This is a genomic window from Pseudosporangium ferrugineum, from assembly GCF_003002065.1.
Lineage (GTDB): Bacteria > Actinomycetota > Actinomycetes > Mycobacteriales > Micromonosporaceae > Actinoplanes > Actinoplanes ferrugineus_A.
The window spans coordinates 17,081-40,704 of record NZ_PVZG01000027.1; the positions used below are offsets into that span (position 1 = coordinate 17,081).

The window sequence follows — 23,624 nt, forward strand, 5'->3', positions numbered from 1 at the left end:
GGGTTTTCAGGCGCCGGCGAAGAAGTTCGGCAGAACGGTGGCGTGGCCGCGCCGCCGGGCGTCCTCGAGGACGAAGGCGCCGACGGCGAGGTCGAGGATCCCCATGCCGAACGGGGAGAAGACCGTGGGCCGCTCGGGGTCGAGGGTCACCGAGCCGTCCAGCAGGGCGGCCATGTCGCCGTTGACGAAGTCGCGGTTGCCGGTCAGCTGCTCGGCCAGGTGCGGCGAGGTGTTCGCCTTGAGGCAGTGATCGATGTCGTCGACGACGTTGTTGGCCAGGAGCAGCAGTTCCGGGGCGAGGTCGCGCAGCGACAGGTGGAGGATGATCTGCCCGGGCCGCAGGGCCTGGTCCGGGCCGATGTGCGGCGTGCCGGCGGTGGTCGTGAGCACCACGACGTCCGCCGCGAGGGCCTCGTCGATCGAGGCGGCCACGCTCGTGCGGGCCCTCGGCCCCTCGATCGCCGCGGCGAGCCCGGTGGCTGCGGACCGGTCCAGGTCGAACGCCGTCACGCCGTTCATCGGTACGCCGACCTCGGCCAGGAAACGCAACGTGGCGCGCGCGATCACTCCGCAGCCGACGACCCCGACGGTGTCGGCCGCTGCCCCGCCCAGGCGCTCGCAGGCGAGGGCGGCTGAGGCCGCCGTGCGGGCGGCGCTGATCGCGGCCGATTCGAGGACGGCGACGGGATATCCGGTTTCGTAGTCGTTGAGGATCAGGACGGCGGAGGCGCGATCGAGCCCGCGCCGGTGATTGGCCGGGAAGCTGGAGATCCACTTGATGCCGGCGACCGGCTCGTCGCCGTCGATGAACGCCGGGAGCGCAATGATCCGCGAGTCCGGCTTGGCCGGGAACCGCAGGAAGTGGCTGTCGGGATTCACGGTCCGGCCGGCCGCATGGGCGCGGTAGGCCTGCTCGACGCGGGTCAGCACTGCCTTCTCGTTGTTCTGCAATGCCGCGTCGACGACCGCCCGCGGTATCGCCATTAAGTCAGTCATGGGTGGGAAGTCCTTCCAGGGCTTCGTTGGCTAGCAGGTCCGGGCCGAAGTTCCGGCTCACCCAGCCGTCGTCATAGACCGTCTCCAGATAGCGTTCGCCCATGTCCGGCGAGACCGCCAGCACCGTGCTGCCGGGCGGGATCGACGACGAGAGGGCGCTGGCCGCGGCCAGGACGAGCCCGGTGGACCCGCCGAGCAGCAGGCCGTGCCGTCGAGCCACCCGCCGGCACATGCGGACGGCCTCCGCCTCCGGCACGGTGATCTTGCCGAACGAGCCGTCGTCGGTGAAGATCTCCGGCCGGCGGCTCGCGCCGGCGCCGGGCAACCAGCGGGGGCCGGCGGCGCCGCCGAAGACGATCGAGCCGACCACGTCGACGCCGATCACCTTGGTGGCCGCGCCGATCTCCCGCATGTGGGCGACCAGCCCCATCAGCGTCCCCGAGGTGCCGACCGAGACGAACAACCAGTCCGGCCGGCCGAACTCGGCGACGATCTCGGCGCCGGTACCGAGCCGGTGGGCGTCGATGTTGGCCCTGCTCGCGTACTGGTTGGGCCAGACGAGCGTGGGCGACTCAGCCAGGCGCCGCTCGATGTAGGCGATCCGGCTGTGCAGGTAGCCGTCGTACCCGCCGCGGGTGCCGACGATGACGATCTCGGCACCGAGTGCACGCATGTAGCGCACGCTCTGCGCGTTGGCGTTCGGGTCGGTGACCAGAGTGATCCGGTATCCGCGGGCGGCGCAGATCGAGGCCAGCGCGACGCCGAGGTTGCCCGAGGTCGACTCGATGAGCTCGGACCCGGGTCTGATCCGGCCCGCGCTCTCCAGCGCGTCCAGCATCGACAGTGCGGTGCGGTGCTTGATGGAGCCGGTGACGGTGAGACCCTCGAGCTTGACGAAGGTGTTCGCGTGCGGCAGGAAACCGGGCAGTTCGGCATAGTGCCGGGCAAGGGCGCCTTGGAGTAGCGATCCGACCAGCATCGCGTCACTTCCCCTCGAATTGCGCGAGCGCCAGCTCGACGAGCGCTTCCGGACGGGTGGACTGGAGGTAATGGCCGCCGTCCTCGAGCACCGCGGTGCGCAGGTCCGCAGCCAGTTCGGCCCAATCGGCGGCGGCCGCTTCCCGACCTGCGGTGACCGGGTCGTCCGAAGCGAGCACCACGGTGGTCGGAGCGGTCAGCCGGTGAGCCGCCGGGTCGCGGAGCACCGTGGCTAGATAGGCCCGGGCCGACACCACGTCGGCTCGCAGGGCTGTCGCCAGATCCCGCCGGTCCGCGGCGGAGAGGTGTTCGGCCCAGGCGAAACCGGTGTTGCGAACCAGCCAGCCGACCGCATCGGTGTCGCCCAGCCCGACCATGTCGTCGACCGCGCCGGTCCGGTCCGCCTCGCCGAGGACCTTGCCGACCAGCATCAGGTGCCGGACCGGGCGGCCGAGCCGTTGCAGGGCCAGCGCGGTGGCCAGGGCCAGGGCCGTGCCGGCCGAGTGACCGACGATGGTGATCCGGTCCGCGGCGGTGGCGCACAACTCGGCCGCCAGGCGGTCGGCCAGGGCGGCAACTCCCGGGTGGGTCTGCTCGTCGCCCGCGGCACGGGCCGGGAGATCGACCGCGTAGGTGGGCACCGGGTCGGGTCGGGCCCGGGCCGCCCGGGCAAGCAGCACGGCGGTGACCACACCACCCGCCGCGAACGGCACGTAGACCAGCGCGTGACGGCCGGTGCCACTGTCACCGGACACGCCGGGCACCTCGGCCAGCAGCGCGCTCTCGTGCGGTCGGGCCAGCCGGCGGCACAACGACCGTGCGTCCGGATGGCGGATCAACTCGGCGACGTGCCCGAGACCCCCGAGCCGGGCCGCCACCCGCATCGCGGCGAGCGAATGACCGCCGAGGTCGAAGAAGCTGTCGGTCGCGCCGACCTGGTCGGCCGGCAGCCCGAGCACCTCGGCGAACAGCGCGATCACTTCGGCCTCGTACGCCGTGGCGGCCGGTTCGTGTGCCACCCGCGCCGGCGCCGGAGCCCGGAGCGTCAGCGTCGCCCGATCGATCTTGCCGTTGGCGGTCAGGGGTAACGCGGGCAGGGCGACCAGCCGGTCCGGCACCATGTAGTGCGGCAGCCGGGCGGCAAGACCGGCCATGACCCCGGGGTCGTCGTCGCCCGCCGGTCCGGTATGGAAGGCGACGAGGCGCGGCTGGTCACCTTTGCGGGCCACGATGACGACCGGGTTGGCCACGCCCGGCTGGGCGGCGAGCACCGACTCCACCTCGGTCAGCTCGATGCGATAGCCGCGGATCTTCACCTGGTGGTCGTCGCGCCCGGCCACGTCGATCGTGCCGTCGGGCAGGTAGCGGCCGATGTCACCGGTGCGGTAGAGCACCGGCGACAGGTCGTCGTACGGGTTGGGTCCGAACACCGCGGCGGTGCGGGCCGGGTCGTTGATGTAGCCGTACCCGACGCCGGCCCCGGTGACGCACACCTCGCCGAACGAGCCGGTCGGCATGGGCCGGCCGTCGGGCCCGACCACGTGGATGGCGGTGTTGCGGATCGGCCGGCCGACCGGCACCCGGTCACCCCGGACCGGTCCGTGCACCACGTGGTGGGTCACGTCGTCCGAGGCCTCGGTCGGACCGTACGCGTTGACCAGCGGGATCTCGTAGCGGGAGAACCAGTCCGACACCAGCTGCACCGGCAGCGCCTCGCCGGTGACCACCATGTAGCGCAGGTCGGGCCAGCCCGCGGGCGCGGCCGCCTCGAGCAGCGCGTCCAAATAGGAGGGCACTGTCTCGGCCACGGTCACGGCGTCGGCGGACAGCCCATCGGCGAAGGCGCCCAGGTCACGGACCGCGTCGTCCGGGTAGATCACCGTACGGCCGCCGACCAGCCACGCGGCCAGCAGCTGCCAGACCGAGATGTCGAAGCAGGCCGGGGCGAGCTGGGCGATCCGGTCGCGGCCGGTGAGCCCAAGGTCCTCGACCTTGGACCGGAGATGGTTGAGCATGCCGCGGTGGTTCACCACGGCGCCCTTCGGACGGCCGGTCGAGCCCGAGGTGAAGATGATGTACGCGATGTCGTCCGGGCGTACCGGGCGGGCCGCCACCCGGACATCGACTGGAGCGTCCTCGACGAACAGGCACTGAGCGCCCAATCCGGTCAGGGCCTGTCCCAGCCCGGCGGTGGTCAGCACGTGCCGGCCACCGGCCCGGTCCAGCATGCCGCGCAGCCGCTCGATCGGGTCGTCGGGATCCATCGGCAGATAGACCGCGCCACGACGCAGCACCGCCAGCACCGAGACGGCCCAGTCGAGGCCGCGGCGCATGGGGACCGCCACCACATCGCCGGCGCTCACCCCGGCGCCGGCGAGCAGCGCCTGGACCTGATCGACCCGCCGATCGAGCTGCGCGTAGGTGAGCGACGCCGGGCCGCAGGAGACGGCCACCTCCCCCGGCCGCTCCCGGATCCACCGGGCGATCAGGTCGACCGCCGTCTCGTCGCCGAGCGGCACGCGAGGACCGCTTCGGGCGCCGGCCAGAAAGCGCTGCTCGGCCGCACTCACCAGCGTCATGGACCGGATGCCGGCTTCCGGCGCCGCTGTCATCAGTTCGAGCGCGCGGAGGTAATAGCCGGCGTACCGCTCGATCTGACCGGCGGTGAACTGCTGGCCGTCGTAGTGGAGCGCGAAGCCCACGTCGTCGGCGACGGCGTCCTGCCAGAACTCGGCTCGGAACGGATAGCCGGTGCGGCTGAAGATCGCCGTGCGGCGCGGCTCGATGCCCCACGTGTCGCGCAGTTCGCGCAGGACGTGGAAGTGGGTGAAGTTGAAGACCGTCTCGAACAGCGGCTCGCGCCGGTTCTGGTCACGGAGCATGCGCGCCATCGGGTATCGGCGATAGGGCAGCAGGCGCGACTCGGCCGCGTACACCGCCTGGACGAGGTCGCGCCAGGCGCCGTCGGCCGTCACCCGGAACGGCACGGTGTTGAGGAACAGCCCGGCGACCGACTCGCCGCCGTGCTCCTCGACGCGGCCACTGTGCTCGTAGCCGGTGAGCACGTCGTCCTCGCCGGTGACGAACGACAACACGGCCGCATGCGCGGCGAGCAGCACCGACTTCACCGGTACGCGCAGGTCCCCGGCCAGCCGCACGACCGCGTCGGACAACGCGCCCGGCACAACGGCCTGGTGCATCACCAGGGACGGCGCTTCCGGGTCGGCCACCAGGCGCGGCAACTGGCTGGGTGCGCCACCGGCAAGGAGGCCCGACCAGAAGTCGCGGTGGGACGGGTCGCGCTCGTCCGCCTGTTCCAGCTCGATGAAGCGGTCGTAGCCGGGACCGCCGGGCGCCTGCGTACCAGCTCCGGCGTACGCGGCGAACAGATCCCGGACGAGTGTGCTCACGCTCCAGCCGTCCAGGGCGGCGGCGTGGTAGCTCAGATGGACGAAGTACTCGCCGTCGCACCGGTGCACGATGATCCGCAACGGGCCCGGCCGCTCCAGCACGATCGGACGAGCCAGCTCGGCCGCCGCCAGACCGGCCACCGAACGGTCGGCGACGTCCGCCCGGGCGTCGCGCAGGTCGACGATGGTCAGGGGACGGGCGATGGCCCGGTGCACCAGCTGCAACGGCTGGCTGTATCCGCTCGGGTGCAGCGACGTCCGAAGCATCGGATGCCGCGCCACCAGCGCGTCGACCGCGGCGGTGAACCGATCGGGGTCGAGCTCTCCGGCGACCCGGAACGTGGCGACGTCGTGGTAGAGATCGTCGTCGCCGGCCGCGCACTCGTACAGAATTCCTGCCTGCAACACGCTCAACGGGTAGGCGTCCTCGACGCCCGGCGGAAGCTGGGCGCGGTCGGCGTCGGAAACGAGCCGGTACGGCACGGCCACCGGTTCGGCCGCCGCGCTCACCTGCAGAAGCCCGGCCAGCTCGGCGATCGTCGGATGGGCGAACAGCTGCTGGAAGCTGAGGTCCAGCCCGGCCGACCGCAGCGCGGCGAGCACCGAGATGAACCGGATCGAGTCGCCGCCCAGGGTGAAGAAGTTGTCCCGGATACTAACCTTCTCCACTCCGAGGGCGGCCTGCCAGATCTCGGCCAGCAGCCGTTCCCGGTCGTCACGCGGCGCCTCCCAGACCGCTTCCGCGGCCGGGCGGGGCAGGGCGGACGGGTCGCGCTTGCCGTTGCGGCCGGTCGGGATGGCCGGCACGGCCACGATGGACGCCGGCACCATGTACGCCGGAAGCGTGGCCAGCAGCTTGGCTCGGACCGCGCCGACCACCGACGCCTCGGCCGCCAGATAGAGGCAGAGCCGGGCGGCGTCCGACTCGCCGAGCACGACGGCGGCCGCCTGGCCTACACCCGGCACCTGGGCCGCGACGTGCTCGATCTCGCCGAGCTCGATCCGGTATCCGCGCAGTTTGACCTGGTGGTCGATCCGGCCCAGGAACTCCAGCGTGCCGTCGCCGGTCCACCGGGCGAGGTCGCCGGTGCGATAGAGCCGTTCGCCGGCACCGAACGGATGGGGTACGAACGCGGCGGCCGTGAGGGCCGGGTCACCCAGATAGCCGCGGGCCAGGCCAACTCCCCCGATGTGCAACTCACCCGGAGCGCCGAGCGGAGCCGGTGCGCCGGTCGGGTCGAGCACGTACAGCTGAATGTTGTCGATCGGCCGCCCGATCGGGATCGGCCGGTCCAGCCGCAGATCGGTGGTGTCCTGCACCGTCACGTCGATGGCGGCCTCGGTCGGGCCGTACAGGTTGACGAGCCGGGCGTCGCCGCCGGCTGCGACCGTGTCGCGGAAGCCCGCCACCTGACGCGCGGTCAGCGATTCGCCGCTGGCGAAGACCCACCGCAGCGAGCCGAGCGAGTCGCCTCCGCCGGCCGATTCGAGATAACCGGTGAAGGCGCCCAGCATCGACGGCACGAAGTGGGTCACGGTCACCCGGTCCGCAGCGATCCGGGCAGCGATCCGGGCGGGGTCGCGCTCGTCGCCCTCGGGCAGCGTCACCACCGCCGCTCCGGCGATCGACCACCAGAACAGCTCCCACACCGACACGTCGAAACTCGTCGAGGTCTTGTGCAAAATGACGTCGTCGCCGGTCAGCGGGAACATCCGCTGCATCCAGTTCAGGCGGTTGACCACGGCCCGGTGGCTCACGCCGACGCCCTTGGGGCGTCCGGTGGAGCCGGACGTGAAAATGACGTAACACAGGTCGTCCGGTCCGACCGTCACCGCCGGGGCGGTGGCCGGCCCGGTCCAGATCGACTCGTCGTCGAGCGGAACCTCGACGACGCCCGCCGGCGCCGGTCCGGTGCCGGTCGCACCGGTCACCACCGCTCGCGCCGAGGCCTGACGCAGCATCGTCTCCCGGCGCGCGACCGGCGCTGCCGGGTCCAGCGGGAGGTAGGCGGCGCCGGCCCGCAGCACGGCATGGACCGCCACGATGAAGCCGGCCGATCGGGGCACGCTGACGCCGACGACGTCGCCCCGGCCCACGCCGCATCCGACCAGCCGGTGGGCCAGCTGGTCGGCCCGCCGGTCGAGTTCGCCGTAGGTCAGACCGTCGTCGAGGACGGCAGGCGAGCCGGGACTGCGCTCGGCCGCCGCGCGCAGATACCCGTGCAGCACGGCATCGCCGGGGAACGACGTCGCGGTGTCGTTGGCCGCGGCGACGACCATCAGTTCCTCCGGGGTGGCCGCCAGCACCGCGCCGATCGTCGTCTGGACGTCGAGCGCGGCGGCCGCGCTCGCGGCGGCGAAACCGTCGAGCAGGCGGCGGCCGGTGTCCTCGGTCAGCAGATCGCAGCGGTAGGTGAGGCGGACACGGGCGGTATCGCCGGTCCCCACCTCGAACAACGCCACCGCACCGGCGTTCGCGGCCGCGTCGGACGTCATCTCGCCGTCGACCGACACCGCGAAGTCGGCGGTCGCCGGACCGGGAGCGGCCTCGAGCATCGCCGTCCTGAGCGCGACGAGCCGGACCGCGAAGGTGTCACCGGCCGGCACGGGCACGCTGATCGCCATCACCGGGTCACCCGGACGCGGGCCGGCGGCGAGCACGGACACGGTGCCGGCTCCGGTGGCCCGGGCCGCGGTCACAGCCGCGGCGGCCAGCGCGACCAACCGCGCGAGGGCGCGATCGGACCGGGTGAGCGTGGTCAGCGCAGCGCAGACCCCATCGTCGTGGACATGCTCGAGGTGTGCGAACCGAGCCGGACCGCCGTCGGGCAGCCGGTCGCGGGAGAGCGCCGACACTCCGCCGGCCGCATCGATCGTCATCTCAACAGTCCTCGAAATCGAATGCCGGAAGATCGGACACCGGCAGGCGGCGGTGGACCACGACGTCCGGGTCGTCGACGATCTCGTCCAGCACGGCCAGATACTCGTCGAGCAGGCGGCTCGCGTGGTCCCGGTCGAAGACGGCCGACGCGTACTCGAGGTCGACGATCAGCGCGTCGGGCATCGGATGAACCTGCAGGTTGAGGTCGAAACGCGCGTGCCCGGTCGGCAGCAGGTCGACCGAGGCGGTCAGCGCGCCGGACCGAAATTCATACATCGGGATCGCGTGCAGCGCGAAGAACACGTCGAAGAGCGGCGTACGCGCCGGATCCCGGTGCCGGCCCAGCCGGTCGACCAACACGTCGAACGGGTACGCCTGGTGGTCCAGCGCGGCGCGGCGCCGGCGGTCGACCTCGGCCAGCAGCTCGGCCACGGTGGCGCCGACCGGCACGTCCACCCGCAGGCACACGGTGTTGACGAACATGCCGACGGTGCGCTCGAAGGCGGGATCGACCCGGCCGTGCATCGGCACGCCGACCGCGATGTCGGTGGCCTTCGCGATGCGGGCCAGCAACGTCACGTACGCGGCGAACAGCACGGTGAACGGCGTGGTTCCCCGGCGGCGGGCGAGGGCGTCGACGGCGGCCGATCGTTCGACCGGCCGGGTCCGCCGTACCACCCCGCCGCGGTCGTCGCGCCGAGCCGGCAACGGCCGGTCGTAGGGCAGGGCGAGACGTGGTGGCGGGTCCCGGAACACGCCGGTCCAGAAGGCGGCGTCGCCGTGCGGGTCTGCGGCCAGTCGCTGGGTATGCCAGGCGGTGGCCTCCCGGTAGGTCGGCGCGGGCGCCGGCCGGGTCGTCCCGGCGTATTCGCCGAGGAAGTCCTCGACGAACAGCCGCAGCGAGATCCCGTCGAACACGACGTGGTGAACATCGATGTGGAGCTCGTGCCGCTCCGGGCCGAGCCGGACGAGCCGGGCCCGCACCAGCGGGGAGTCGCCGGGCGCGAACGGCCGGAAGAACGGCGGGTCGTCCCCGGCCGCCGGCCGGGGAAGATATTCGAACGCCGGCGGCGCCGATTCGCCGACCGCCCGGCGTGGCCCCTCGGGGGACAGTTCGAAGTGGCCATCGAACACATCGTGCCGCGCAACCACCGCTGACAACGCGTCGCGCACCCGGTCCGGGTCCACCGGTCCACGCAGGTCGATCCGGAACGGGATGTTGTACGCCAGGGAATCCGGATCGGTCAGCCACCGCGTGTAGAGGGCGCGCTGCGCCGGGTGCAGTCCGGCCGTGGGCGGCGCGGGCGCGGGCCCCGGCCGGGTGGCGACGCCCGCCCGGTCGATCTGGCTGGTCATCTCGGCCAGGTCGCGGGCGCCCATCAGTGCGCCGAGCGGCACCTCGACGCCGAGGCGGTGGGCGATGCGGCCGGCCAGACGGCCGAAGGCCAGAGAATCCCCACCGAGTCCCAGGAACGAGGACGCCGGACCGATGTCGGACGCCGGCACCCGGAGGATCTCGGCCCACAAGCCGGCGAGGGCACTCAACGTGGTGCTCGGGTCGCTGTCGGGAACGCGGCCCGGCCGGTCGGCCGGAGCGGTCCCCGTGTCGCCACGGCCGGGATCGGGCAGCGCACGCCAGTCGACCTTGCCGGTCGGCCCGAGCGGAAGGCGGGGCAGCACCACCACGCGCTGCGGGCACAGATAGGGCGGCAGCTGGGCACGCAGCTGGGCCAGGACGGCCTGCGGCTCGACCGGACCGACCACGTACGACACCAGTCGCGGGCCCGTCCCCGGGGTGTCGAACAGCCGGGTCCACGCCGATCGCACACCGGGCAGCCGGAGCAGCACCGCGTCCACCCCGCGCGGCTGCACGAGGCGTCCGGAGATCTTGACCTGGTCGTCGGTGCGGCCGTGGAAGAGCAGCACGCCGTCGGCCCGCCGGCACACGCGGTCGCCGGTGCGATACCAGCGGGCGCCGTCGCGGACCACGAACCGCTCCGCGGTCAGGACCGGGTCGCCGAGATAGCCGCGGGCCAGGCCGGAGCCACCGACCCACAGCTCGCCCTCGGTGCCGTCCGGCGCGGGGGCCCCGCCGTCATCGACGACCAGGGCCGTCGTGCCGCGGATCGGCCGGCCGATCGGCAGGGGGTCGGGCACCTCGGCCGGCACCGGATACACAGTGGAAAAGGTTGTGTTCTCGGTGGGACCGTACCCGTTGAGCAGCCTCAGTTCCGGATTGATCGCCCGCAGCCGCCGGACGTGCGCCGCGGACACCACGTCGCCGCCGGTGATCAAGGTGTTGAGGGTGGCCAGCTCGGCCGGCGCCTCGTCGACGATCTGATGGAACAACGGTGCGGTCAACCACGCCATGGTGACCTGCCGGGCGCGGAGGAGTGCACCGAGCGCGGAGGGGACGACGAGCGCCTCGTCGGAGATCACGTGCAGGCTGCCACCGTTGAGCAGCGCACCCCACAGTTCGAAGGTGGCGGCGTCGAACTCCAGCGCGGCACCGTGCAGGATCCGCTGGTCGGGACCGAACGGCGCATAGTCGGTGCCGGTGACCAGCCGGACGACCCCGCGGTGCTCAACCATCACGCCCTTGGGCGTGCCGGTGGTACCCGAGGTGAACATGACGTAGGCGAGCCGGGAGGCGGAGCCCGTGGCCGGCTCGACCGGCGGGGATCCGGCCGGGATGCCGGTGACGTCGGTGACCGGGCAGCGGCCGGACAGTGCTTCCGCGACCTGATCGCGGGCCGCGGCCGACCCGACCAGCATGTGCCGAAAACCGGCCAGTGCGTGGATCCGGCGCAGTCGCGCCGCCGGTTCCCGAGGGCTCAGCGGCACGTACACCGCGCCGGCGAGGGTCACACCGACTATCGCCGCGACCGCGTCAATCGACCGGTCGATCACCGTGCCGACCAGATGCCCGGGGCAAACACCCTGACGTGTCAGTTCATTGGCCACATCACAGGCCCGATGGTAAAGCTCACGGTAGGTAAGCCGAGCATCTCCACCGTCAGTTACTGCAAGAGCCTCTGGCGATCGAGTCACCTGGCCGACGAAGAGAGCTCCTATGGACGAGGCAACGCTCATCCGGCGGCACTTCTCATTCCGATATCTCCCCGTGTATACCAACATCAGAACGCAATAACGCACGCCTGATCGTCAATCCAAATCGCTTCCGGAAATTGACACCGGTTCGCGATCAACGGACTCTCTGGTGATGTGCCATTTGGAGCATTCCGGCGTCAACCCTAGGTGATGAGCGCGGGGTTCGCAACCCCGCGCTCCCGGCTGCCGCGCCGCCGACAGCGGGTCCGACTAGGGACGCGGGGCGGGCTCGCCGAGCCGATTCTCCTGCTACGAGGCGGTGCGACTAGGCATTGACCTAGGTCTTCGTTCGCCCATCGCCGTGCAGTTATCTAGTCCTGCATATAGCTAGACAGTCATCAATACAGCCAGGTCAGCGACCATGCAGCGGAGGCGCCGATGCCGGGTAGCAAAAAGGCGGAGGCCGAGGTATGGTGCCTGGGTCTCGCTGAGCGAGAGTGAAATTCAACGGGGAGAAGTGATGCCGATGGTGGGCGCTGCGCTGCCTTGGACAAATACGCCGACCTGCATTCTTGTCAAATCTCGACAAGACCCGGGCGGTCGGCTGATACACGAAAACCTCGCCATTTGGGCGGCACAGGATCCTGGCCGCCCCGCAGTGCATTGGCGTGGTTCGACTTACAGCTATGCCGAGATAGATGCCATTGCCGAGGACACCCGAGCGGCCGTTTCAAAAATGGGACTGCCGCCGCGATCCGCCGTGGGCGTGTGCATGGCCAGATCCCCGACGCTCATCGGAGTGCTCCACGGGATACTCCGAGCCGGCTGTTTCTACGTGCCTCTGGATCCCGCCTATCCGCCGGACCGGACCGCCTACATGCTGGCCGATTCGGGAGCGCGAGTGGTTTTCGAGGACGACGAGCCTGGCCAGCCTCGATTACGCTCCGCTACCGGCGGTGAAGTCCTGACCACCACCGTCACGCAGCCGCCTCCAGCGAGAGACACCACCGACGCGGAACCGGCTTACGTCATCTACACCTCGGGGTCGACCGGACGGCCGAAGGGCGTCCTGATCGGGCACGGATCGGCCCGCGCCCTCGCCGACTGGGCCGCCGGCACATTCGCCGCGGACATGGACGGGGTCCTCGCGTCCACCTCGATCTGCTTCGACCTTTCGATCTTTGAGATCTTCGGGACGTTCGCCGGCGGCGGACGGCTCGTTCTGGTCGACAACGTGCTCGACCTCGTCTCGCTGGACGAGACCGCGGGCGCGCGGCTGGTGAATTCGGTTCCCTCGGCCGTACGAGAGGTGATCGACAGCGGCGCGCTGCCGCGATCGGTGCGGACGGTCTGCCTCGCCGGCGAGCGGTTCCCGGCGACGCTGGCCGAGGCGCTGTGGCGGCTGCCGGAAGTTACCCGGGTCTGCAACCTCTACGGCCCGTCGGAGGACACCACCTACAGCACCTGGGCCGACTTGGTGCCCGGGGCGCCGGGCGAACCGCCGATCGGCCACCCGCTGCCGGGCACCCGTGGCTATGTGCTCAACCACGACCTGCGGGCGACCACCGACGGCGAACCCGGGGAGCTGTATCTGTCCGGCGACGGACTGGCGCTCGGCTATCTGGGCCGGCCGAGCGACACTGCCGCCGCTTTCCTGCCCGACCCGTTCGTCGGCACCCCCGGAGCTCGCATGTACCGCACCGGCGACCGCGTGCGGCGCCGGGCGGATGGCGTCCTCGAATACATCGGACGCTCCGACGACCAGGTGAAGGTGCGGGGCTTCCGGATCGAGCTGGGAGAGGTCAGCGCCGCGCTGCATCGCGTACCTGGGGTGCGGACGGCCTGCGCGACGGTGGTGACCGGCCCGTCCGGCGATCTTCGGCTTGCGGGCTATCTCGTCGCCGACCGGCCCGGCGCGACCGACGATGCCGCCGTGCTCGCCCACCTGCGTACGTTCCTTCCTTCCGCGATGGTGCCGACCCTGCTCGTCTGGTGTGACCGCCTGCCGGTGACACCGAGCGGAAAGATCGACCGGGCTGCTCTGCCCCCACCGCGCTACGTCGCTGAGGCACCCGCGGAAGGTGGCGATCCGGTGGAGGCTGCGGTCGGGCGCGTCTGGCGGGAGTTGCTCTGCACCGTGCCCGCGCCCGACTCCGACTTCTTCGCCGACGGCGGCGACTCGCTCACCGCGCTACGGTTCGCGGCGCGGGTCGGCGCGGCAATCGGCCGGTCCGTGCCGTACACGCTGCTGCTGGAGCATCCGACCCTGGCCGCGGCCACGGCTTCGATCCGGTCGGCCCCGCCCGCGGCCGCTGAGGACGACCCGGCGGACGACGACCACATTGCCCCGCTCAGCGGCGCCCAACGGCGGCTCTGGGTCCTGCAGGAGATGGATCCGCAGGACACCGCATACCTGATCAATGTGGTGGTCGAGGTCGACGGCGTCGGTACAGTGGCGGAACTGACCGATGCGCTCGACCGGCTGGCCCGTCGGCACACCGCGCTACGAACGGCCTTTGTCGCCGGCCCCACCGGCGAACCGGCCCAGCTGGTCGCCCCGGCCCCGGCCCGTCGGCCCCGGGTCGAGCAGATCGGCCCCGCCGACGACTTCGCCGAGCGCGCCGCCCGGCTCGCTGCCGCCGACTCGGCCCGCTCCATTCCGCTGGCCCGGCCCGGCCCGTGGCGAGCCGGCATCCTGGCCAAAGATGACGTGCCGGTCGCTCTCGTGCTGACCCTGCATCACATCATCTTCGACGGCTGGTCGCTCGCGATCCTGGTGAACGACCTCGGCCAGCTGCTGTCCGGCGAGGACGGTGGCGAACTACCCGGCGGGATCGCAGCGAGCGCCCGGCGCTGGACGGCCCGCGCGCGCACCGAGGCGGCGATCACAGCAGCCGAACGGCTGGCCTCGTCGGTACGCGATGCCCCGGCCGTCCTCGACCTGCCGGCGGACCGGACGGACGGCGAGGCGGAGGGCAACGACGCCGTTCAGTACCGCCGGACACTCGATCCCGAGCTGGCGACGGCGGTCCGGGCGGCCGGCCAGGCCCAGGGTGCGACCTTGTACATGGTGGGCCTCGCCGCCTTCGGCGTCGCGCTCGGCGGCTGGTGCGGCCGGGACGATCTGCTGATCGGGTCCGCCTTCTCCGGGCGCACCGACGTCGCTGACGAGCCGCACGTCGGCTGCTTCGTCAACATGGTTCCGGTCCGGGTGCGGTTCGACCGGGCCGACCCCTGTTCGAAGCTGGTCGCCCGCGTGCGCGACAGCGCACTGTTCGCCACCCGCCACCAGGACGTGTCCTTCGAGCAGTTGGTCGAGCGGGTACGGCCGGTCCGCGTGCCCGGCCGAAATCCGCTGTACCAGGTGGCGTTCGGCGTCCAGGCCGACGCGCGTCCCGTCTATGCCCAAGGCGGGGTCCGGCTGCGCGGCCGTGAGGTGCCGGCCGCGAAGGCCCGGCTCGACCTGACCCTGTGGCTGGAGGCGGACGGCGACGCCATCGAGGCGGTCTGGACCGCCCCGGCCCGCCGGTTCCGCCGGGAGGGCATCGCGCACCTGCATCGACGTTTCGAGACGGTGCTGCGGTCCACCGCCCACGATCCGGAACAGACCATTGCCGCGGTCCAGGCCGCCGCCGCAACGCGGCAACCAATAGCACGGAGGAGAAGGAATGGTTGACACCGCCTCGGATCTGAAACCGGTGGCCCGGCGTGAACGGCAGCGAGCGGCTGTCACCGTCAGCGAGCAATGGCTGGACGGCCCGCTCCCGGCCCTGGTGAGCTGCCGTCAGCCGCTGCTGTCGCTGGCCGAGTGGCTGGCCGCGAACCGCGCGACGACCGACGAACTGGTCCGGTCGTCCGGTGCAGTGCTGTTCCGGGGCTTCGCGGTGCCCGACGCGGCTACCTTCCACGAAGCGATCGCAGCCTTCTCCGACGAGGTGCTCAGCTACGGCGAGCGTTCGTCCCCGCGCACCGAGGTGATCGGCGGCCAGGTCTACACCTCGACCGAGCACCCGGCCGCGGAGAGCATCCTGCCGCACAACGAACAGTCGTACACCTTGAACTGGCCCATGCGGATCTCGTTCTTCTGCGACACACCGCCGACCACCGGCGGCCGCACTCCCCTGGTGGACAGCCGCAAGGTGCTGGCCCGGCTGAGCCGGGAGACGGTGGACCGCTTCGCCGCCACGGGGGTGCGGTACACCCGCAACTACGTCGACGGAATCAGCCTGTCCTGGTCCGAGGCCTTTCAGACGGACGACCGCCGGGTCGTCGAGGAGCACTGTGCCCGCGAGGGGATCACCTACGAGTGGACGGCAGACGGTGGGCTGCGCACCGCTCAGGTGCGGCCGGCGGTGCATCGTCACCCGATCACCGGTGAGTCGACCTGGTTCAACCACGCGCACTTCTTCAACATCTTCTCGATGCCGTCCGGCGTCGGGCAGGACCTGTGGGACTCGCTCGGCGAGGACGGGATTCCGTACCACACCTCCTACGGCGACGGATCGCCGATCGACCGGTCGACGCTGGCCGAACTGCACGAGGCGTACCGAGCCGAGACCCGCTCGTTCGACTGGCAGACCGGCGATGTCCTCGTGGTGGAGAACATGCTGACCGCGCACGCCCGTGACCCGTTCACCGGACCGCGGCGCATCCTCGCCGCGATGAGCGATTCCTACCGCTTCGTCGTGGGCAACGCATGACGACGAGCACCGGCCCGATGCGCCGGACGACCCGCGTCACAAGTCAGGTCCGCCGTTCCACCCTCGCCGAGGACTTCGCGCTCGTCGTCGAGTCCACCTCCCCGGCACGTCAGCTGCGGAGCTGGATCGCCGACAACCACGCCGCCATCCGGGCCGACCTTCATCGCTACGGCGCCGTGCTGTTCCGCGGCTTCGCGGTCGACGGACCGGCCGGCTTCGGATCGTCGGCACGGGCGGTCAGCCCGGTGCTGCTGGACTACCTGGAGCGGGCGGCGCCCCGGCAGGAGGTCGCGCCGGGCGTGTTCACCTCCACCGAGATGGCCGCCGACCAGTGGATCCCGCTGCACCACGAGATGTCGTACGCCCACAACTGGCCGACGCTGCTCTACTTCTACTGCGACGTCGCGGCCACCAGGCTCGGCGCGACGCCGCTGGCCAGCGAACGCACCGTGCTGCCGCTCATCCCGGCCGAGATCCGCGAGCGCTTCGTCCGGCACGGCGTGCGCTACGTCCGCAACTACAGTCCCGAGCTCGACCTGCCCTGGCAGCAGGTGTTCCAGACGACCGACCGGGCCGAAGTCGAGGCGTACTGCCGGGAGTCCCACACCGAGTTCGCGTGGATCGGCCGTGACGGGCTGCGCACCACCGCGGTTCGCCAGGCGACCGCGGTGCACCCGGAGACCGGCGAGACGGTCTGGTTCAACCACTCGCACCTGTTCCATCTGACCAACTTGCCGTCCGATGTGGCAGCCGCGCTGGTCGGCGAGTACGGCCTGGCCGGGGTGCCCCGCAACGCCTACTACGGCGACGGTGCGGTCATCGAGGACGAGGTGGTGCGCATGATCGGCGACCTGTACCGCGACCACTCGGTCCGCTTCGACTGGCGGGCGGGCGATGTCCTGCTGGTCGACAACTTCCTCGCCACGCACGGCCGGGAGCCCTTCGAGGGCGACCGCCGGGTGCTGGTAGCCATGTCGGATCTCTACGTGAATTCAGGGTTCTCGCGATGACGGCAGACAATTTCCGGCTCTCGCCGGGTCAGCGGCAGTGGCTCGCCTCCGGCCGGGCCGCCGGCCCCGGGCACCGCGCCCGATACCGGTTGCCGTCGGCGACCACGCTCGCCGATGTGCGTCGGGTTCTCGACGAGCTGAGCGACCGGCATGAAGCCCTGCGCCTGCGCTTCACCGTCGGCCGGCACGAGCCCTTTCAGCAGGTGCCCGACGAGCACCGGCCGCCGGTGGGCACGGCCGAGCCGGCGGCCGACGCGGATTGGCTGCGGCACCCGGTCACCGCGGTCTTCACCCCGGGCCGGTTGACCGTTCTCGCCTCTCCGCTCGCGCTCGACCCGGAGAGCCTGCGGCTTCTCGGGGCCGAGCTGCGCGCTCGGCTCGGCGCCGACCGGCCGGACAACGACGAGGACCGTCTCCAGTTCATCGACATCTCGGAATGGGAGCTGGAGCAGCTTCCGGCGGCCGCGGCGGCCGCGGCGGCCGCCCCGGGCACGCGGGCGCCGGTTGTGCTGCCGCCGGACGGCCCCGCCGGGAGCGCCGAGGCTGTCCTCGACCCTGTCCTGGTGGACCGCCTCCAGCAGCGGGCCGCCGATGACAAGACGACGGCAGACGACCTGGTGCTGGCGGCGTGGATCCGGGTGCTCTCCCGCTACGCGGCCGACACCGATGCCACCCTCATGGTCGGTCGCTATCACGACGGGCGGAGCCTCGAGGGAACGCGCGCGGTCCTCGGCTCGCTCGGCCGCTACGAGGCGGTCACGCTGACCGAGCCGGCCGGTATCGAGGCTGTGTCCCCGGTGGCCGAGCCCACCGATCTCATCGCGACGTTCGCCGGTTCGGTCACCGGCGACGACGAGATCGAGGTCGATGGTCCGGCAAGCCTGGGCGCCCCGCACCTGGAGTGCGTGACCGGCGTCGACACGATGACGCTGCGTGTTCAGGCCGACGCCGGTACGTATGCCCCCTGGTTGTGTGACTCCGTGGTCGGCACGCTCGTCGCGTTGCTCGACGACGAGCCCGGCCCGCCCGCTCTCGGCGCCGCCGAGGCCGCGGCGCTGGCCGAGCTCGGCCACGGCCCGACCCTGACGCCGCCCTCGTCGACAACCATTCAGGAACTACTCGAGCGAGGCGTCCGGGGCAGCGACCCGGCCCGTCCGGCGGTGATCGACGGCGAGACGTCGCTGACCTTCGGCGAACTCGACGCGAGCGCGTCCGACCTGGCAGGCGAACTCGCCACGCGCGGCGTCGCGGCCGGCGACCGGGTGGCCGTGCTGGTCGACCGCGGCTGGCGCACGGTCGTGGCTTTCCTCGCCGTCATGCGAGCGGGCGCGGTCTACGTTCCGGTCGACCCGGATCAGTCCGCCGCCCGCATCGCCGCGCTGGTCACGCAGGCCGGTGCGGTCGCTGTCATCGGGGACGAGTCCTTCCCCGTCAAGCGGGTGAGCGAGCCGTCTCGCCCCCGTCACCTTGTCGATCGGGCGCCCACCGACCCGGCGTACATCATTTTCACGTCGGGCTCCACCGGGGTCCCGCGACCGGTGCTGGTGAGTTCCGGGGCAGTCGCCCGGCTGCATCATGCGCTGGCGACCACGGTCTATGCCGCGACGGACGGTCCGCTGCGGGTGAGCGTCAACGCGCCTGCGACCTTCGACGCGTCCGTCAAGCAGCTGATCCAGCTCGCCAGTGGGCACACCCTGTGCCCGGTGCCGGCCGGCGTCCGCGAGGACCCGCCCGGCATGCTGCGATTCCTGGCCGAGCACCGGATCGATGTGCTCGACTGCACGCCGTCGCACCTTCGCCTTCTGCTCGAGGCGCACCAGCCGGGCGACACCCTGCCCGGGCTCCTGCTGATCGGCGGCGAGGCCATCGACGAGGCGCTCTGGGCCGAGCTTGCCGGGCTGGACGACGTTCGCGCGATCAACCTGTACGGCCCGACGGAATGCACCGTGGACAGCACGTTCGCGACCGTCCGGGCCGGCACCTCGCCGACGATCGGACGCCCGCTGCCCGGTGTCGGTTTCATGGTGGCCGACGCGGCCGGCCGGCCGCTGCCGGTGGGCGCGCCGGGCGAGCTGCTGATCACCGGTGGCCAGCTCGCCGACGGCTACTTCGGCGACGAGGCGGCGACCGCCGCCCGGTTCGTCACCCTGGCGGATCCCGGCGGCACTCCGGTTCGTGCCTACCGGACCGGCGACCGGGTCCGGCTCCGGCCCGACGGCCGGCTCGACTATCTCGGCCGCACCGACGACCAGATCAAGATCCGCGGTACGCGGATCGAGCCGGCCGAGATCGTCGCGGCGCTGCGCAAGCATCCGTCGGTGCGGACCGCCGCGGTCACCACCCACGGCGAGGGTGGTAGCCGCCGGCTCGTCGCATACGCGGTGCCGCGGGCGCGCGCAGTCGACCCGGACCGGCTGGCCGGGATCAACCCGCACGAGACCCGATACCTCTACGACGAGATCTTCACCCAGGAGACGTACCTGCGCGGCGGCGTCACGTTGCCGGCCGGCGCCGTGGTTTTCGACGTCGGCGCCAACATCGGCATGTTCTCGCTGTTCGTGACCAGCCTGGTCGCCGACGCCCGGATCTACGCCTTCGAGCCGGTCGCCCCGGTGTTCGACGCGCTGCGGGTCAATGTGGCCCCGCTCGAGGGCAACGTGCGAATATTCGCGCACGGCCTCTCGGACATCGAGCGAGACACCACGTTCGCCTACTACCCCGGCTACTCGATGATGTCGGGCGAGCACGCGTACGCCGATCCTCAGGCCGAGAAGCGGGTGGTCCGGCGTTATCTGACCAACGCCCGGGACCAGTCCGGCCGTATGGGGGACGACGAATTGCTGTCCAACCTGGACGACCTCCTGGCCGAGCGTTTCGACCCGATCGAGCAGCGGTGCCGGCTGCGCCGGCTGTCCCAGGTCATCGACGAGGAGGGCGTCGACCGCATCGACCTGCTGAAGATCGATGTGCAGCGGGCCGAGCTGGACGTGCTGCTCGGCCTCGACGAGCGGCACTGGCCCCTGGTCCAGCAGATCGCCATGGAGGTCCACGAGGACCCCGACGGTCCCACCGCGGGCCGCGGACGGCAGATCGCCGAGATGCTCGAGAAGCACGGGTTCACCGTCCTGCTCGAACAGGATGAGCTCCTGGTGGGCACGGACCGCTTCAATCTGCACGCGTTCCGCCCGGCCTATCGCTCGGCCACCGCCCCGGCTCCGGCTCCGGCGGCCGCCGTTCGTGGTCCGGAACTGCGCGACTGGCTGGCCGAGCAACTGCCCGCCTACCTCGTGCCGGACTCGATCGAGACCATCGACCGGCTGCCGCTGACCCGCAACGGCAAACTCGACCGCGCCGCCCTGCCGGACCCGGAGACCGAGTCGGCCACCGACTACGCCCCGCCCACCAATCCGGCCGAGCAGCTCCTGATCGAGATCTGGCAGGAGGCGCTCGGTGTCCCGCGGCTGGGCGTCGACGACAACGTGTTCCAGGCCGGCGCCGACTCCATCCGGGCCATCCGCGCGCGGGCGGCGGCCGTCCAGCGTGGCCTGGCCTTCCCGCTGCGCGACATCTTCCGCTACCAGACCGTACGCGAGCTGGTACGGGAAAGTGTGCACGAGCAGCAGGCACAGCCGGTCGCCGAGGCCGCCTTCGCCCTGCTGAACAGCAAGGATCGAAAGCTGGTTCCGGCCGGTGTGGTCGACGCCTACCCGATGACGGCGCTCCAGCAGGGCATGGTCTACCACTCGACGCTGATCCCGGAGCACCACAGCTATCACGTGGTGACCGGGCATCGGGTCGCGGCGCCGTTCGACGCGGCCGCGTTGCGGGTGGCAGTGGACGGTCTGGCCGCTGCTCACCCCGCCGTCCGTACGGTCTTCGACCTCGCGACGTTCTCCGAACCGATGCAGCTCGTCCGGGAGTCGGTCGCCGTGCAGACCACCGTCGAGGACATCAGCGACCTGGCCCCGGAGCAGCGCGAGCAACGCGCTGCCGCGACCTTCGACGAGGAGCGCGGCCGTCCGTTCGATGCCACCGCCGACATTCCGCTGCGGTTCCGCGCGGTGCGCCTGTCCGGCGACGAGTTCGAGCTGATCGTGGCCCACCACCACGCCGCCATGGACGGCTGGAGCCTCCACCTGATGCTGGCCGAACTACTGAAGCGTTACGCCGCCGCCCGGACCGGGGCGACGCCGCCGGTCGCCGGGCCGGCCCTGTCGCCCCGGCGGCTCGTCGAACTGGAGCGCCAGGCCCGGCAGAAGCCGGATGCGGTGCAGGCCTGGCGGGAGGTGCTGGCCGGGGTGAGCGGCACGGCGCCGGCCGGCAGACGGCCGCCGCACATGACCGCACAACTCAGCCGCCGCATCGACCCCGGGCTCACCGCCGACCTGCGGGCGTTCGCGGCGCGGCACGAGGTGCCGCTCAAGGCGGTCCTGCTGGCCGCGCATGCTCGTGCGCTCGGCGCCGAGGGCGGGTCGCCCGAGGTGGTCACCGGTCTGGTCGTCGGGCAGCGTCCCGGCGAGCAGGGCGCGGACCTCGCGCTCGGGCTGTTCATCACCACCCTTCCGGTACGGCTGCCGGCCGCCGGGGTGACACCGGCCGAGCTGGCCGCCGAGGCGTGGCGCTCGGAGCGCGATCTGATGGGGCGCCACCTGGTGCCGCTGGTCGACATAGAGGCAGCCACCGGCGGCGGGCGGCTGTTCGACGTGTTCTTCAACTTCACCGACTTCTCGTCGGTGCGGACGAGCACCGAGGACGGTACGCGCGTGGTCGCGACCCGCGAGGGGACCGTCGACGTGGCCTTTGCTCTGGCCGTGGACGTGGCGATCGACACCGAGCCGGGGCTCAACCTGACGCTGCAGTTCGACGCGGAGATCTGGCCACCCGACCGTGCGGCCGGCTTCGCCGAGCGGTATCACGAGACGCTGGCCCGGTTCGCCGCCGAGCCGGAGACCAGGTTGCCCGAAACGGCGGTGACGGCCCTCCCCGCGCCGGCCGGGCCGGAGCCGGACGTCGAGCACGCAACAGCGTCGGCGATCGACCCGATCCTGGCACGGGTGTGGGCCGAGGTGCTCGGCCGGGAACCCCGGGGCGACGTGTCCTTCTTCGACGACGGCGGCGATTCGCTGCTCGCCTTGCGTCTCACCACCCGCCTGCGTCAGCGGCTCGGGGTGCCGATCAGCCTTGCCGAGGTCGTCCGCGACTCCCGGCCGGCCCGGCTCTCCGCGCTCATCGAGGAGCGGCTCACGTCCGAGCCGGAGAGCTACTCGGTCACGGCCGACGGCGACCGGGTCCTGATGGTGGAGACCGAAGCGGGCTGGACGCTGCCACCGCATGCCCGGCACGAGGCCGGTTGCGTGGTCAGTGATCTGCGGGAGCGTCACGGACTGCCGGTGGTCGTCGAGGCGCGAGCGTGGGAGCTGGGTGACTGGGCGACGCCGTACGGCTATCTGGCCGCACCGGCCGGTGACGGACCGGCTCCGGACCCGGCCGGCGCCCGGTGGATCCCGGCAGCCGACCTCGGCGCGCTGCCGCTGGCCGTCCCGGCGCACCGGCGTGCACTGGACGACTGGTCGGCGAGCCGGCAGCCCGGCGGCCCCGAATTGCGCACCGGGCAGTGGGGGAAGCCGCAGTGGCGCTCCGAGATGGCCGAGTGGCTCCACCAGGTCGCGGCCGGCGCGGGCCGGCGGCCGACCGGGCCGGTCGAGCAGTTCATCGTCTCGCCGTACTCGTACACCGCGCGCATGGCGACCGACGGCGGGACGATCTGGTTCAAGGCCGCCCCGGTCCCGTTCCGGCACGAACCGGCGCTGGTCGACCTGCTGCACCGCACGTTCCCGGGCAGGGTGCCGAGGGTGCTCGCCATCGATGCCGCCCGGGGCTTCCTGGCCACCGAGGACATCGGCGCCTACCGCGAGATCGGTAGTGAGATGACCGAGCTGGACCTCTACTCCGAGGTGGTCTCGGCTTACGCCGGTATGCAGCGCGACCTAGTGGACACCGGCGCCGACGTGCTCGCGCTGGGGGTGCCCGACCGCCGGCTCGGCGTCCTGCCGGAGCTGCTGGCCCGCCTGGCCGAGGACGACCGTGTGCTCAGCCCCGACGACCCGAGCGCGCTGACGCCGGACGAACGGCGCCGGCTGGTTGCCTGTGTGCCGTGGTTCGCCGACCGGTGTGCCCAGCTGGCCGAGTTCGGCCTGCCGGACGTGGTCCAGAACACCGACTTCTGGCGGGACTGCATCGCGGTCACCGACGGCGGTTTCGTTCTGTTCGACTGGGCGGAGAGCGTGTACGGCAACCCGCTCAGCTCGCTGACCACGGTGCGCCGGGACTACGCCCTGGAAGGGCGGGCCGATCGAGCCGAGATCGAGACCCGGCTGATCGGGGCGTACCTCACCGGGTGGGGCGGCGACGACGCGGTGCGCAATCTGACGGCAGCCGTCGACCTGGCCAAGCCGACCGGCTTCCTGATGCGCGCGCTGTCCTGGCGCGCGTGCATGGAAGGCATGACCGACCTCGACCGATACCCCGGCACCCGTGGTGTGGTCGCGCGCAACATGCGCGAGCTGCTGGCCCTGGCCGACGCGTGACCGCCATCTCC

8 protein-coding genes are annotated in these 23,624 nt (G+C 71.7%); 4 read left to right on the forward strand and 4 right to left on the reverse strand.

The window, feature by feature from the left end:
- Positions 1–6: 6 nt before the first annotated feature.
- From sbnB to CLV70_RS34625, 4 genes are read right to left on the reverse strand one after another with little or no spacing between them, the layout of a single operon-like run.
- Positions 7–996 carry a 2,3-diaminopropionate biosynthesis protein SbnB gene (gene sbnB / locus CLV70_RS34610; protein WP_106130841.1) on the reverse strand — a complete coding sequence of 330 codons (990 nt, stop codon included), beginning with the start codon at positions 994–996 and terminating at the stop codon, positions 7–9.
- On the reverse strand, positions 989–1,975 hold the full coding sequence (locus CLV70_RS34615; RefSeq protein WP_106130842.1) for a pyridoxal-phosphate dependent enzyme: 987 nt from the start codon (positions 1,973–1,975) through the stop codon (positions 989–991). Before CLV70_RS34615 ends, sbnB begins: the two co-directional genes overlap by 8 nt.
- 4 nt (positions 1,976–1,979) lie before the next feature.
- A complete protein-coding gene (locus CLV70_RS34620) occupies positions 1,980–8,264 on the reverse strand; it encodes a non-ribosomal peptide synthetase (RefSeq protein ID WP_106130843.1) in 6,285 nt (2,094 codons plus the stop codon).
- A 1-nt stretch (position 8,265) separates the two neighbouring features.
- Positions 8,266–11,403: a non-ribosomal peptide synthetase gene (locus tag CLV70_RS34625; protein WP_106130844.1), complete on the reverse strand. Its 3,138-nt coding sequence runs from the start codon at positions 11,401–11,403 to the stop codon at positions 8,266–8,268.
- A gap of 439 nt (positions 11,404–11,842) precedes the next feature.
- On the opposite strand from CLV70_RS34625, the gene CLV70_RS34630 reads away from it, so the two are divergent.
- From CLV70_RS34630 to CLV70_RS34645, 4 genes are read left to right on the forward strand one after another with little or no spacing between them, the layout of a single operon-like run.
- The gene (locus CLV70_RS34630) at positions 11,843–14,992 is read left to right on the forward strand and encodes an amino acid adenylation domain-containing protein (protein ID WP_245908679.1); all 3,150 of its coding nucleotides are present in this window, start codon (positions 11,843–11,845) and stop codon (positions 14,990–14,992) included.
- Positions 14,985–16,016: a TauD/TfdA family dioxygenase gene (locus tag CLV70_RS34635; protein WP_106130846.1), complete on the forward strand. Its 1,032-nt coding sequence runs from the start codon at positions 14,985–14,987 to the stop codon at positions 16,014–16,016. Before CLV70_RS34630 ends, CLV70_RS34635 begins: the two co-directional genes overlap by 8 nt.
- A complete protein-coding gene (locus tag CLV70_RS34640; RefSeq protein ID WP_106130847.1) occupies positions 16,013–17,026 on the forward strand; it encodes a TauD/TfdA family dioxygenase in 1,014 nt (337 codons plus the stop codon). The genes CLV70_RS34635 and CLV70_RS34640 overlap by 4 nt, the downstream gene beginning before the upstream one ends.
- Positions 17,023–23,613 carry a non-ribosomal peptide synthetase gene (locus CLV70_RS34645; RefSeq protein ID WP_106130848.1) on the forward strand — a complete coding sequence of 2,197 codons (6,591 nt, stop codon included), beginning with the start codon at positions 17,023–17,025 and terminating at the stop codon, positions 23,611–23,613. The genes CLV70_RS34640 and CLV70_RS34645 overlap by 4 nt, the downstream gene beginning before the upstream one ends.
- The last annotated feature ends 11 nt before the right edge of the window (positions 23,614–23,624 follow it).

Bases quoted from the DNA above. Each gene is read 5' to 3' on its own strand.
- CLV70_RS34625 (WP_106130844.1), bottom strand. From the start codon at position 11,403: ATGTTGGTATACACGGGGAGATATCGGAATGAGAAGTGCCGCCGGATG.
- CLV70_RS34630 (WP_245908679.1), top strand. From the start codon at position 11,843: ATGGTGGGCGCTGCGCTGCCTTGGACAAATACGCCGACCTGCATTCTT.
- CLV70_RS34615 (WP_106130842.1), bottom strand. From the start codon at position 1,975: ATGCTGGTCGGATCGCTACTCCAAGGCGCCCTTGCCCGGCACTATGCC.
- CLV70_RS34635 (WP_106130846.1), top strand. From the start codon at position 14,985: ATGGTTGACACCGCCTCGGATCTGAAACCGGTGGCCCGGCGTGAACGG.
- CLV70_RS34620 (WP_106130843.1), bottom strand. From the start codon at position 8,264: ATGACGATCGATGCGGCCGGCGGAGTGTCGGCGCTCTCCCGCGACCGG.
- CLV70_RS34645 (WP_106130848.1), top strand. From the start codon at position 17,023: ATGACGGCAGACAATTTCCGGCTCTCGCCGGGTCAGCGGCAGTGGCTC.
- CLV70_RS34640 (WP_106130847.1), top strand. From the start codon at position 16,013: ATGACGACGAGCACCGGCCCGATGCGCCGGACGACCCGCGTCACAAGT.
- sbnB (WP_106130841.1), bottom strand. From the start codon at position 996: ATGACTGACTTAATGGCGATACCGCGGGCGGTCGTCGACGCGGCATTG.